The organism is Duganella sp. CY15W (assembly GCF_009857555.1).
GTDB classification, from domain to species: Bacteria; Pseudomonadota; Gammaproteobacteria; order Burkholderiales; family Burkholderiaceae_D; genus Rugamonas; species Rugamonas sacchari.
The window spans coordinates 287,858-300,936 of record NZ_WWCQ01000002.1 but is presented as its reverse complement, the minus strand read 5'-3'; the positions used below and the strand labels follow the sequence as shown (position 1 = coordinate 300,936).

The following is a 13,079-nucleotide window of genomic DNA, read 5'->3' as shown; positions in this document are numbered from 1 at the left end:
TTGATACATACGGTAACATCCGTCAAGGGCCGTAACTTGTACAGTGGCTACCCTGGAGCGGTTCCCAAAAGAGCGGGACTCTGGCACTATGGCCCCATTTTGACGACTTCTGCGTTCCACAAGGTTTGTATCTTGCACCACGATTCCCACATCCTCTCAGCGCACTCTGAATACTGCGAGACTTGCGGCCAGCGCCTGCCGTCGGCGCAGCAGGGCTATGCGACGTGGGAACGCAAATCGAAGAACAACCGCATTGGTATCGGCATCTCCATCGCGCTGCACGTGCTGGGCGTGCTGTACTACCTGTTTGCGCCGTCGCACAAGCCGGTGCCGCCATCCACCGCCAAGCGCGGCGAAATGGTCTACATCGCGCCGCTGGCCGAACCCAAGAAGCCCAAGCCCGTCACCAAGCCGGAAACGCCGAAAGCCATCAAACCGCCGACGCAGCAGCCGCGCAAACAGGTCGTCAAGCGCAGCGAGCCGGCGCCGGCCGCGCCGAAGCTGGAAACCTACGTGCCGCCGGTGCAGGCCAAGATGACGCCGCCGCCGGAGCAGGATATGTCGGAAATGATCGCCAAGCGCCGCGCCGCGCGTGAAGCGCAAAATCCGCAGCCGACGCCGCAGCCGCCCGCCGAGAGCGAAGCCGACCGCGCCAAGCGCATCGCCATGGCCAACATCATGGGCGCCCAGGGCCGTTCGGCCTCGGGTGAGCGTGAGCAGAAGGGCGGCATGATTGAGATTGTGGACCTGCGCGCCAATTCGGCACAGGTCAAGTTCCGTCACTGGAACTCGAGCTTCAAGCGGGAATGGCTGCAGGATGTGCGCGTCGACCGTGGCGCCGAGCAGGATATTGAAACCGCCGTCGTCAAGCGGCTCATGGAGCTGATTCGCAAGGACTGGCCGGAAGAAGTGCCGTTCCAGTCGCAGCGTCTGGGCAAGACCATCGTGCTGGGCACCCGCCCGTCGGACGAGGCCCAGATGTCGGCGTTCCTGATGAAAGAATTCTTCCCGGATTACCGCCGACGTTAAACCCGCGGCTTACTGGGCCTTGAGCTTGCGCGCCACGTCCAGCGCGAAGTAGGTCAGGATGCCGTCGGCGCCGGCGCGCTTGAAGGCCAGCATCGATTCCATCATCACCTTGTCGTGGTCCAGCCAGCCGTTTTGCGCGGCGGCCTTGAGCATGGCGTACTCACCGCTGACCTGGTAGGCAAAGGTCGGCACCTTGAATTCATCCTTCACGCGGCGCACGATGTCCAGGTAAGGCATGCCGGGTTTGACCATGACCATATCGGCGCCTTCGGCCAGGTCCAGGCCGACTTCGCGCAGCGCTTCGTCGCTGTTGCCCGGGTCCATCTGGTACTGGTTTTTGTCGCCCTTGCCGAGGTTCTTGGCCGACCCCACCGCATCGCGGAACGGGCCGTAGAACGCCGACGCATACTTGGCCGAGTAGGCCATGATGCGGGTGTGGATGTGGCCAGCCGCTTCCAGCGCCTCGCGGATGGCGCCGATACGGCCGTCCATCATGTCCGATGGCGCCACCACGTCCACCCCTGCCTCTGCCTGGCACAGCGCCTGGCGCACCAGCAGGTCGGTGGTGATGTCGTTGATGACGTAGCCGTTGTCATCGATCACGCCGTCCTGGCCGTGGCTGGTGTACGGGTCCAGCGCCACGTCGGTCAGGATGCCCAGTTCCGGGAACGCCTGCTTGAGTGCGCGCACGGCGCGCGGCACCAGGCCGTCCGGATTGGTGGCTTCGATGCCGTCCGGGGTTTTCTTGGCCGCATCGATGACCGGGAACAGCGCCAGCACCGGAATCCCCAGCGCCACGCATTCTTCCGCCACCTTCAGCAGCAGGTCTACCGAGACGCGCTCCACGCCCGGCATGGACGCCACGGCCTCACGCTGGTGTGTGCCTTCGAGGATGAACACCGGGTAGATCAGGTCGGCGCTGGTGACGACGTTTTCGCGCATCAGCGCGCGGGAGAAGGGATCGCGGCGCATGCGGCGCATGCGGATCGCGGGGAATTGCGCAGAAACTTTAGTCATTGCTATCACTTTCTACATCGGGAGGAGGGACGTCTTCGTCGTCCAGCAGTCCCGCCAGTTCAAGGATCTTGTCGTTGGCTTCATCGATGCCCACGCGCTTGATGGCGGAAAACAGCTGTACGGTGAACGGGAAACCTTCACCGTCTTCGTCCACGTAGCTGTCCAGCTTGGCTTTGGCTTGGCGCAGCACGTTGACGGATTCGTTGCGGTTCAGTTTGTCAACCTTGGTCAAAATGCAATGAATCGGCTTGCCGGTCGGGGCGAACCATTCGAGCATCTGCACGTCGAGCTCGGTGAACGGGCGGCGCGAGTCCATAATCAGGATCAGCGCAGCCAGCTGGTCGCGGCGCTGGACGTAGTCGCCCAGCAGGCGCTGCCAGTGCAGCTTGGCCGAGCCGGACACTTCCGCATAGCCGTAGCCCGGCAAGTCGACCAGCAGCGCCTGGATTTCCTCGACGATGGTCGGGTCCTTGCGGTGCTGGGCGACGTGGGCGCCACCGATCGAGAAGAAGTTGATGTGCTGGGTACGGCCAGGGGTCTTGGACGCGAACGCCAGGCCCTTCTGGTTACACAGAATATTGATGGCGGTCGATTTACCGGCATTGGAACGACCTGCAAAAGCAATCTCCGGGACTTGGGTGTCAGGGAGGTCGCGTAATTGGTTAACGGTCGTGAAGAAACGGGCTTGCCAGAGTTTGGACATGGGGGAGTGGGGAAAAAAGCAACAGTTTAAAGCAGGTATTTTTTTAAGCTATTGTACAATGAGTAGTTCCCAAGTGCTTCTACGCACGGTCTGGTGCTGCGCAGGTACACTTTGGTGCACAACTTTTTAGACTCCTACTAGGGTGCTTGAATGAATAGTGTGTTTTCACCTTTTGTAAAATCCCTGCTCGTCGCTTTGATCGCCGTGACGGCCACTGCCTCCGCGGACGACAAGAAGCCAGCCCCTGCCGCTCCGAAAATTGATCCGGCCAAAGGCGCCACCCTGTTTACCGACGGCGACAACGCCCGTGGTCTGCCGGCCTGCGTGTCCTGCCATGGCGCCGGCGGCAATTCCACCATCGCGGTCAATCCCAAGCTGGCTGGCCAGCACGAAGGATATATTTACAAGCAGCTGGTGAACTTTACGACCGCCGACCGGAATCAACCGGTCATGACGACCTACGCCAAGATGCTGACCGATGAGGAAAAGCACAACGTCGCGGCATGGCTGGCAACGCAGCAGCAGAAACCGGGCGCGGCCAAGAGCAAGGATACGATCGAGCTGGGCAAGAAGATTTACCGTGGCGGCATCGCCGAGAAGAGCGTGCCGGCCTGTGCCAGCTGTCACGGCGCGTCGGGTGCGGGTATTCCCGTGCAGTACCCGCGCATCGCTGGCCAGCATCAGGACTACACGGTTGCTCAGCTGGGCCTGTTCAAGGCGGGGACCCGCAAGAGCATCGAGATGGCGCCCATTTCGAAGCGCCTGTCCGACGAGGAAATGAAGGCCGTTGCGGATTACGTAGCAGGCTTGAAATAAACTTGATTTCTCGGCATGACTGAGGAAAAAGAAGGGGGCGGCGGCGTGAGCATGCCGCCCTTTTTGTTGGTATGCTGCGGCTGCCACCATTAATTAAAGAACTTGAATACGCATGAGTAGCCCAAGTACCACCGGCATCCAGCTGAAAACCCGCCGCCCCCTCGTGGGCGAAGTCGTTGAACTGATTTCCTCCATGCGTTTCGCCATCGCCCTGCTGGCGATGATCGCGATTGCCGCCGTGGTCGGCACGGTCATGAAGCAGGGCGAGGCCAGCACCAGCTACATCAACCAGTTCGGCCCGTTCTGGTATGAAGTGTTCCGCAAAATCGGCCTGTACACGGTCTACTCGGCGTGGTGGTTCCTGCTGCTGATGGCCGTGCTGGTGCTCTCGACCTCGCTGTGCATCGTGCGCAACGCGCCCAAGATGCTGAAGGACATGCGCAGCTGGCGCGAGAACGTGCGCGAACAGTCGCTGCTGAACTTCCACCACAAGATGCAATGGCGTTCGCCGCTGGCGCGCACCGCGCTGGCGCAGCAGAGCGCGGCGCGGCTGGCCGACGCCGGCTACCAGGTCAAGCTGGTGGAGAAAGACCATGGCACGCTGGTCGCTGCCAAGCAGGGCGCCGCCAACAAGTTCGGCTACATCTTTGCGCACTCCGCCATCGTGGTGATCTGCCTGGGCGCCGTCATGGATTCGGACGTGCCGATCCGCCTGCAGGAATGGTTTCTCGGCAAAACGCCATTCAATGGCAGCGGCCTGATTTCGCAAGTGCCGCAGGCCAGCCGCCTGAGCACCAGCAACCCTACCTTCCGCGGCAATACCATGATTCCGGAAGGCCAGACCAGCAATACCGCCGTGCTCACACGCCCGGATGGCGTGCTGATCCAGGAACTGCCGTTCACCATCAGCCTGAAAAAATTCACCATCGATTTCTACAGCACCGGCATGCCCAAGCTGTTTGCCAGCGACGTGGAAGTGCGCGAGAACGAGAGCGGCAAAATCACCAAGGGCACCATCGAGGTCAACAAGCCGCTCATCGTCAACGGCGTCGCCATCTACCAGTCCAGCTTTGAGGATGGCGGCAGCAAGCTCAAGCTGACCGGCTTCCCGATGGTGGGCGCCATCAACAACCGCTTCGATATCGCCGGCGAGGTCAACGGCACTACGCCGATGGGCGATGCCTACACGGTGGAATGGTCGGGCTTCCGTCCGTTCAACGTCGAAAACATCGCGCCCACCGATGATGCGCGCGCCGTCAAAAAGGGCGTGAGCCTGGCCGACGAGCTGGACAAGCACACCGGCTCGGCCGGCAAGAACGCCGTCAATAAAGACCTGAAAAACATCGGCCCGAGCGTCAGCTACAAGCTGCGCGACAAGACCGGCCAGGCGCGCGAGTTCAACAACTACATGCAGCCGGTCACCATCGATGGCGCCACCGTGTTCCTGGCCGGCATGCGCGCCAACCCGTCGGACAACTTCAGCTACCTGCGCATCCCCGCCGACGACGGCCACAGCGTCAACGAATGGATGCGTCTGCGCGCCGCGCTGCAGAATGCCGACCTGCGCGCCGCCGCCGCCCAGCGCTACGCCCAGCGCGCCATGCCGCAGGCGGCCAGCAACGACGCGCTGCGCGTGCAATTGCAGGCCGCCGCCGAAAAAGGCCTGACCATCTTCGCCGGTGACGACAAGATGGCCGGCTTTGCCGCCGTCGCCAAGTTCCTCGAAAAAATGCCGGAAGAAGCGCTCAAGAAAAACGCCGACGTCTTCATGCGTATCCTGAACGCCAGCCTGTGGGACCTGTGGCAGATTGCCCGCATCAAGGATGGCCTGCCGGCCGTGGTGGAAGACGAACAGCACGCGCGCTTCCTCAACCTGGCCATCAACGCGCTGTCGGATGCCTTCTTCTACGGCGCTCCTGTGTATCTGCAGCTGGACGACTTTACCCACGTGCAGGCCTCGGTGTTCCAGGTCACGCGTTCGCCGGGCAAGAGCGTGGTCTACCTGGGCTGCCTGTTCCTGGTGCTGGGCGTGTTTGCCATGTTCTACATCCGCGAACGCCGCCTGTGGATCTGGATCAAGGACGACGCAGCCGGCAGCGAAGCACTGATGGCCATGAGCACCCAGCGCAAGACGCTGGACTTTGAGCGCGAATTTGAAGTACTGAAAGAAAAACTGCCGCAATCGGCGGCTTAAGCAGGAGAAAATGATGGAACTGACTCAATCCCGGCAAACTCCGCAGACCTACCAGCAGGCGCCAGGCTACTTCAAGCGCCTGAACCTGATTGACTGGCTATTCGCGGCGGCGCTGCTGGCCGGCGCGGTGTTCTCGCTGAACCGCTTTGGCCATTTCATGGACATCTACGAACAGGGCGTGCTGCTGGGCGCGGTACCGGTGTTTGCCGCGCTGGGCTGGCACTGGAAGCCGGTGCGCTGGGTGATGCCGCTGGTGGCGCTGCTGTCGCTGTGGGCCATTTATATGTACGCGGGCCAGCTGGACAACGGCAGCAAGAAATTCTGGCTGCGCATGATGTTGTCCAGCCAGTCAGCGGTGCTGTGGATGAGCGTGATGTTTGTCATCTCCACCGTGTTCTACTGGATCGGCTTCGTCGGCCGTTCGGGCGCGACGTCCAGCATCGCCACCAAGCTCAGCTGGGCGGCCGTGGTGCTGGGCTGGACCGCGATGATGGTGCGCTGGTTCGAGTCCTACCTGATCGGCGCGGACGTCGGCCACATCCCCGTGTCCAACCTGTACGAAGTGTTCATCCTGTTCTCGCTGATTACCGCGATGTTCTACCTGTACTTCGAGCAGCGCTACGCGACTCGCCAGATGGGACCGTTCGTGCTGCTGGTGATCTCGGCCGCGATCGGCTTCCTGTTCTGGTACACCACCTCGCGCAACGCGGCCGACATCCAGCCGCTGCTGCCGGCGCTGCAAAGCTGGTGGATGAAAATTCACGTGCCCGCCAACTTTATCGGTTATGGCAACTTTGCACTGGCGGCCATGGTTGCCGCCGCCTATCTGCTGAAAACCGCAGGCTACCTCAAGGACCGCCTGCCGTCGGAAGAAGTGCTGGATGACGTGATGTACAAAGCCATCTCGGCCGGCTTCGCCTTCTTCACCATCGCCACCATCCTGGGGGCGCTGTGGGCGGCCGAAGCGTGGGGCGGCTACTGGTCGTGGGACCCGAAAGAAACCTGGGCGCTGATCGTCTGGCTCAACTATGCGGCCTGGCTGCACATGCGCCTCATGAACGGCCTGCGCGGCCGTCCGGCGGCATGGTGGGCGCTGGTGGGCCTGCTGGTGACGACGTTTGCTTTCCTGGGCGTCAACATGTTCCTGTCCGGCCTGCACTCGTACGGTAAGTTGTAAACGCAAGTTTAATATTTGCTCCGGAGGATTGGTGTAAGGTGGAGCCCTGCACAAATCTACCGGAGCCATCATGCTGATCAAGCGCAGCCCCAACGGCATCGACTTGCCGTTTTCTTCAGAAATCACGCCGCGCGCGGTGTACGAATCGCGCCGCTCTTTCATGAAGCAGATCGCCATGGGCGCGGCCGGTAGCGCCGCGCTGCTGGAGATGGCGCAACGCGAAGCGTTTGCCCAGGGCGGCAGCAAACTGCCCGCCAGGCTGAATCCGGCCTACTCGGCGCTCGACAAACAGACGCCGTACAAAGACGCCACCACCTACAACAACTACTACGAATTCGGCACCGACAAGAGCGAGCCGGCCATGTACGCGGGCACGCTCAAAACGCGGCCGTGGACGGTCAGCATCGAAGGCGAGGTCAAGAAACCGGTCACGCTGGACCTGGATGCGCTGCTGAAGCTGGCGCCGATGGAAGAGCGCGTCTACCGCCTGCGCTGCGTGGAGGGCTGGTCCATGGTGATTCCATGGATAGGCTATTCCTTCTCCGAGATCATCAAAAAGGTCGAGCCGACCGGCAATGCCAAGTACGTGGAATTTGTCACGCTGGCCGACAAGAAACAGATGCCCGGCGTTGGCAGCCGCGTGCTGCAATGGCCGTACACCGAAGGCCTGCGCATCGACGAAGCCAACCACCCGCTGGCGCTGCTGACCTTTGGCATGTATGGCGACGTGCTGCCGAACCAGAACGGTGCGCCGGTGCGCATGGTGCTGCCGTGGAAGTACGGCTTCAAATCCGCCAAATCGATCGTCAAGATCCGCTTCGTAAAAGACCTGCCGCGCACCTCGTGGAATTTGTCTGCCCCCAACGAATACGGCTTTTACTCGAATGTGAATCCAGACGTCGACCACCCGCGCTGGTCTCAGGCCTCCGAGCGCCGCATCGGCGAAGACGGCTTCCTGTCGCGCAAACGCAAGACACTGATGTTCAACGGCTATAACGACGTCGCGCCGCTGTACGCGGGCATGGACCTGAAGAAATTCTACTGATGCTGAGCCCCAAACAAGTCAGCTGGCTCAAAGGCGCCATCTTTGTGCTGGCGCTGGTGCCCCTGCTGCGCATGGCTTACCTGACCGTCACCGGGCAACTGGTCGATCCACTGGAATTCATCACGCGCGGCACTGGCGACTGGACCTTGTACTTCCTGTGCATCACGCTGGCGGTGACGCCGCTGCGGCGGCTGAGTGGCTGGAACTGGCTGGTCAAGCTGCGCCGCATGCTGGGCCTGTACACCTTCTTCTACGGTCTGCTGCACTTCACCACCTTCCTGTGGTTCGACCATTTCTTTGACGTGCAAGAGATGTGGAAAGACGTGCTCAAGCGGCCCTTCATCACAGTGGGTTTCATCGCCTTCGTACTGCTGATTCCATTGGCGCTGACCAGCACCAACGGCATGATCAAACGCCTGGGCGGCAAGCGGTGGCAATGGCTGCACCGGCTGATCTACGTGATCGCGCCGCTGGCCATCCTGCACTTCTGGTGGATGAAAGCGGGCAAGCACAACTTCACCCAGCCCATCCTGTTCGGCAGCATCGTTGGCATACTGCTGCTGACACGCGTCTGGTGGGCCATCCGCAAATAAATCCGGGGTCAGTTCTTGCAATCCAACACGAGCTCTACTGCGCAACAGCAGAGCTCGTGTTGGATTGCAAGAACTGACCCCGGATTGGGTTTATTTGATGAGCGATTCCAGCGCGTAGAGGTCGGCCGGGTTTTCGCGCTGGCGGACCAGGTGGCAGACGCTGCCGTCGACGATCACTTCAGCTGCGCGGCCACGCGTGTTGTAGTTGGAGGCCATCGTCATGCCGTAGGCGCCTGCGGTGTGCATCACGAGCAGGTCACCAGCTTCCACCGCCAGTGCACGGTCGCGCGCCAGCCAGTCGCCGGATTCGCAGATCGGCCCGACCACGTCGTAGGTCGCAGCGGCCGCGCCGTTTTGCACCACCGGCTGCATGTCCATCCAGGCCTGGTACAGCGCCGGACGTGCCATGTCGTTCATTGCCGCATCGACGATGCAGAAGTTTTTCTCTTCACCATGCTTGAGGAATTCCACGCGCGTCAGCAGCACGCCGGTGTCGCCGACAATCGAACGGCCCGGCTCGAAGATCACCTTGATCGGCTTGCCTTCGTGACGCGCGTTGCGCCATGCATCAATTTTGGCGAACAGGCGGCCTAGGTAGTCGCCCACCGGCACCGGCGCCGATTCGCCGGCTTCACGGTAGTCGATGCCGATGCCGCCGCCGATATCCAGGTGGTGCAGCTCAATGCCTTCCGCGCCGAGTTGGTCGATGAGCTCGATCAGGCGGTCCAGCGCTTCCAGCAGCGGCGCGTCGTCCAGCAGCTGCGAGCCGATGTGGCAGTCGATGCCGCTCACTTGCAGGTGCGGCAGCCTGGCGGCCGTGCGGTAGGTTTCCAGCGCGTCGGAGAAGGCCACGCCAAACTTGTTGGCCTTCAGGCCAGTGGCGATGTAAGGATGGGTCTTGGCATCCACGTTGGGATTCACGCGCAGCGAGATGCGCGCTTGCTTGCCCATGGCGCCGGCCACTTCGTTCAGGCGGTGCAGCTCGGGGATCGATTCAACGTTGAAGCACAGGATGTCATGCGACAGCGCCAGGCGCATTTCTTCCACGCTCTTGCCGACGCCGGAGAAGATCACCTTGCGCGGATCGCCGCCCGCCGCCAGCACGCGCAGCAGTTCGCCGCCGGAGACGATGTCGAAGCCTGCGCCTTCGCGCGCCAGCAGGTCAAGGATGGCCAGGTTGGAGTTGGCCTTCATGGCGTAGCACACCAGCGCGTCGCGGCCCTGGCAGGCATCGGCGTAGGACGCGAAGTTGGCCAGCAGCCGGGCCTTGGAATACACATAGGTCGGGGTGCCGAACTCGCCGGCAATGGCGCTCAGCGACGCGCCTTCGGCGTGCAGCACGCCGTCTTTATACGAAAATTGGGACATTATTGTTGAGGGGCTGGAGTAACAGGGCTGGAGGACGAAGCAGGGGCGTCGCCGCTCTTGGCTGGCTTAGCCGCTGGTGGCTTGGGCAGATACAGGGGGCCGGGTTGGCCGCAGCCGCTCAGCAATACGCTCAGACACAGGGTGGCTGTGCCGATAATTAAACGGAATGTGGACTTCACGATAAAATCATGGATTATTTTGTGCAGATACTGGAGTGTAGCATGGGCGAATCAGAATTCCTGGCGCAAGCCGAGGCCACCCTTAACGCGATTGAGGCCAAACTGGACCAGCTCAACGACGAAGACGTGCTGGACGTCGAGTGCAGCCGCAGCGGCAATGTGCTGGAAATCGAGTTTATCGACAATGGTTCCAAGATCATCGTCAACAGCCAGGCCGCAATGCAGGAGCTGTGGGTAGCATCCCGTTCGGGCGGCTACCACTACCGGCAGATCGACGGACGATGGATCAACACGCGCGATAACACCGAGCTGTTTGCTTCGCTGTCGGAGATGGTCAGCGCCCAGGGCGGCAGCCAGGTCAGCCTGGCCTGAACCAGGCGCTTGCGCCGGCGGACATGCCAGTCCGCCAGCCTGCCGTCAGAACAGCTCGTTCTTGACGGCGTCCTTGGCTTTTTCTTCGGCCGGGGTGCCATGTCCCGGTGCGTCGAGGTTGTTCACGCCAGCGCCTGGCGGATTCTCCGCGTAGTAATACTCGTCTCCCACCAGCATCACACCTTCCGGCACCGCGCGTTCCTCGATCGGAATATTCTTCAACGCCTTCTGCATGTAGCCGATCCAGATTGGCAGCGCCAGGCCGCCGCCGGTTTCGCGGTTGCCCAGGTTCTTCGGCTGGTCGTAGCCGATCCAGGCAATGCCCACCAGCTTGGCCTGGTAGCCGGCGAACCAGGCATCGATCGAATCATTGGTGGTACCGGTCTTGCCGGCGATATCGCGGCGGCCCAGCACGTTGGCCTTGGCCGCCGTACCGAAGCGCACCACGTCCTTGAGCATCGAATCCATCAGGAAGGCGTTGCGCTCGTCGATCACGCGGTTCTTCTCGTCGCCCGCCACGTCCGGATGGGCTTGCGACAGGATCTTGCCATCGGCATCGGTCACCTTGGAAATCAGGTAAGGGCTGACCTTGTAGCCGCCGTTGGCAAACACCGCGTAGGCGCCCGCCATCTGCAGCGGCGTGACGTTGCCCGCGCCCAGGGCCAGCGTCAGGTAGGGCGGGTTCTTGTCGGCGTCAAAGCCGAAGCGGGTCGCGTATTCCTGGCCGTACTTGGCGCCGATGCGGTGCAGAATGCGGATCGAGATCATGTTCTTGGACTTGGTCAGGCCCTTGCGCATGGTCATCGGACCTTCGTACTTGCCGTCGTAGTTTTTCGGTTCCCACGCCTGGCCGCCGGTCTGGCCGGCGTCAAACGAGATGGGCGCATCGTTGATGACGGTGGCCGGCGACAGGCCGCGTTCCAGCGAGGCCGAGTAGATGAATGGTTTGAACGACGAACCGGGCTGGCGCCACGCCTGCGTCACGTGGTTGAACTTGTTGCGGTTGTAGTCGAAGCCGCCCACCATGGCCTTGATCGCGCCGTCGGTGGTGCTGGCTGCCACGAACGCCGATTCGATTTCCGGCATCTGCGCCACCTGCCAGTCTTTCCCTTCCTGCATCACGCGGATCACGGCGCCACGGCGGATGCGCTTGTTCGGCGGGTTCTTGTCGGACAGCCATGAGCGGCCCATTTCCAGGCCGGGACCGGTGATCTTGATTTCCTCGCCGGACGCGGTGACCGCAGTAATCATCTGCGGCGTGGCTTGCAGCACCATGGCCGCGACGATGTCATCGTTGTCCGGGTGCTCGGCCAGCGCGGTTTCGATGGCATCGTCCGCTTCTTCCTTGTTGTTCGGGATGTCGATGTAGGCTTCCGGACCACGGTAGGCGTGGCGGCGCTCGTAATCCATCACGCCCTTGCGCAGCGCCAGGTAAGCGGCGTCCTGGTCGGCCTTGGTGATGGTGGTGAACACGTTCAGGCCGCGCGTGTAGGTGTCTTCCTTGAACTGCTCGTACACCAGCTGGCGCGCCAGCTCGGCCACGTACTCGGCATGCACGCCGAATTCGCTGCTGTCGGTTTTGACTTTGAGCTCTTCCGCCTTGGCCGTTTCATATTGCTTGTCCGTGATATAGCCCAGATCGTGCATGCGCTGCAGGATGTACTGTTGCCGGGTGCGCGCGCGCTTGGGATTGACTACCGGATTGTAAGCCGAGGGCGCTTTGGGCAAGCCCGCCAGCATGGCCGCTTCCGCGATGCTGATGTCGCGCAGGTTTTTGCCGAAATAGATTTGTGCGGCGGACGAGAAACCATAGGCGCGCTGGCCCAGATAAATCTGGTTCATATAGACCTCGAGAATCTGGTCCTTGCTGAGGTTTTTTTCGATCTTCCAGGCCAGCAGCATTTCGTAGACCTTGCGCTTGATGGTCTGCTCGCTGGACAGGAAGAAGTTACGCGCCACCTGCTGGGTGATGGTCGATGCGCCCTGGCGGCCGCCGCCGCCCATCGCATTGTGCACGGCCGCGCGCAGGATGCCGGTGTAGTCGACGCCGCCGTGCTCGTAGAAGCGGTCGTCTTCAATCGCCAGCACGGCTTTTTTCATGACGTCCGGGATGTCCTTGATCCGCACCAGGTTGCGGCGCTCTTCACCGAACTCGCCGATGAGGACGTTATCAGCCGAGAAGATGCGCAGCGGCATCTTGGGACGGTAGTCGGTCAGCGTGTCGAGTTCTGGCAGGTTGGGATAAGCCATCGCCAGGCCGAACACAACCAGCAGCACGCCTGTCAGGCCCAGGCCGGCAATGGACAGGCCAGCCGTGAGCAGGAAGCGGGACGCAGGTTTGCGCGGTTTGCCGTCCGCCTTGTCGGCAGGCGGCGAGGGTGGAGGTGCCGAATTGGAAGAGGCCATGCAGTACGATCTTTCTATGGAAATGTGCGAGCCATTATAAGCGAGCGCCGCGCCGTACCCTACGACAGTAATATTTCTGCATGAGCAACAAAACAATGGAGTTGCTTTGTTGCTTACGATGGCGAAATAAAGTGTGGCGAAACCCTCACACCAAGGCAATTGTGCACGGTAGAAATACCT

The 13,079-nt window shown here is 61.5% G+C and carries 12 protein-coding genes; 7 read left to right on the top strand and 5 right to left on the bottom strand.

Annotation, left to right across the window (positions count from 1 at the left end; translation table 11 throughout):
• The first annotated feature begins 252 nt into the window (after window positions 1–252).
• Entirely contained in the window at window positions 253–1,029 is a 777-nt protein-coding gene (locus GTP58_RS10885; protein ID WP_373924742.1) for a hypothetical protein, read from the top strand.
• 9 nt (window positions 1,030–1,038) lie between these two features.
• Here the strand turns inward: GTP58_RS10885 and hemB are convergent, their stop codons facing one another.
• The gene (gene hemB / locus GTP58_RS10880; RefSeq protein ID WP_072786841.1) at window positions 1,039–2,046 is read right to left on the bottom strand and encodes a porphobilinogen synthase; all 1,008 of its coding nucleotides are present in this window, start codon (window positions 2,044–2,046) and stop codon (window positions 1,039–1,041) included.
• Window positions 2,039–2,749 (bottom strand): ribosome biogenesis GTP-binding protein YihA/YsxC, encoded by a 711-nt coding sequence (gene yihA / locus GTP58_RS10875; protein WP_161077535.1) that lies wholly within the window; start codon window positions 2,747–2,749, stop codon window positions 2,039–2,041. Before yihA ends, hemB begins: the two co-directional genes overlap by 8 nt.
• A 150-nt stretch (window positions 2,750–2,899) precedes the next feature.
• Between yihA and GTP58_RS10870 the strand changes: the two genes are divergently transcribed.
• From GTP58_RS10870 to GTP58_RS10850, 5 genes are all read left to right on the top strand, one after another.
• Window positions 2,900–3,565, top strand: a complete 666-nt coding sequence (locus GTP58_RS10870; RefSeq protein ID WP_072786843.1) for a cytochrome c — start codon at window positions 2,900–2,902, stop codon at window positions 3,563–3,565.
• Window positions 3,566–3,677: 112 nt separating this feature from the next.
• Window positions 3,678–5,759: a cytochrome c biogenesis protein ResB gene (locus tag GTP58_RS10865; RefSeq protein WP_161077534.1), complete on the top strand. Its 2,082-nt coding sequence runs from the start codon at window positions 3,678–3,680 to the stop codon at window positions 5,757–5,759.
• Between the two features lie 13 nt (window positions 5,760–5,772).
• The gene (ccsB, locus tag GTP58_RS10860) at window positions 5,773–6,936 is read left to right on the top strand and encodes a c-type cytochrome biogenesis protein CcsB (protein WP_161078117.1); all 1,164 of its coding nucleotides are present in this window, start codon (window positions 5,773–5,775) and stop codon (window positions 6,934–6,936) included.
• A 70-nt stretch (window positions 6,937–7,006) separates the two neighbouring features.
• Window positions 7,007–7,981, top strand: a complete 975-nt coding sequence (gene msrP / locus GTP58_RS10855; RefSeq protein ID WP_161077533.1) for a protein-methionine-sulfoxide reductase catalytic subunit MsrP — start codon at window positions 7,007–7,009, stop codon at window positions 7,979–7,981.
• Window positions 7,981–8,574, top strand: coding sequence for a sulfite oxidase heme-binding subunit YedZ (locus tag GTP58_RS10850; RefSeq protein ID WP_161077532.1), 594 nt, complete (start codon window positions 7,981–7,983; stop codon window positions 8,572–8,574). Before msrP ends, GTP58_RS10850 begins: the two co-directional genes overlap by 1 nt.
• Window positions 8,575–8,664: 90 nt before the next feature.
• Here GTP58_RS10850 and lysA read toward each other — a convergent pair whose 3' ends face one another.
• Together lysA and GTP58_RS31905 are read right to left on the bottom strand one after the other, a co-directional pair.
• A complete protein-coding gene (gene lysA, locus GTP58_RS10845) occupies window positions 8,665–9,942 on the bottom strand; it encodes a diaminopimelate decarboxylase (protein WP_161077531.1) in 1,278 nt (425 codons plus the stop codon).
• Complete coding sequence (locus GTP58_RS31905) at window positions 9,942–10,121, bottom strand: lipoprotein (RefSeq protein ID WP_139260638.1); 180 nt, start codon at window positions 10,119–10,121, stop codon at window positions 9,942–9,944. Before GTP58_RS31905 ends, lysA begins: the two co-directional genes overlap by 1 nt.
• A 42-nt stretch (window positions 10,122–10,163) precedes the next feature.
• Between GTP58_RS31905 and cyaY the strand changes: the two genes are divergently transcribed.
• Entirely contained in the window at window positions 10,164–10,493 is a 330-nt protein-coding gene (gene cyaY / locus GTP58_RS10840; protein ID WP_072786849.1) for an iron donor protein CyaY, read from the top strand.
• A gap of 45 nt (window positions 10,494–10,538) precedes the next feature.
• Here cyaY and GTP58_RS10835 read toward each other — a convergent pair whose 3' ends face one another.
• On the bottom strand, window positions 10,539–12,899 hold the full coding sequence (locus tag GTP58_RS10835; RefSeq protein WP_161077530.1) for a penicillin-binding protein 1A: 2,361 nt from the start codon (window positions 12,897–12,899) through the stop codon (window positions 10,539–10,541).
• Between the last annotated feature and the right edge of the window lie 180 nt (window positions 12,900–13,079).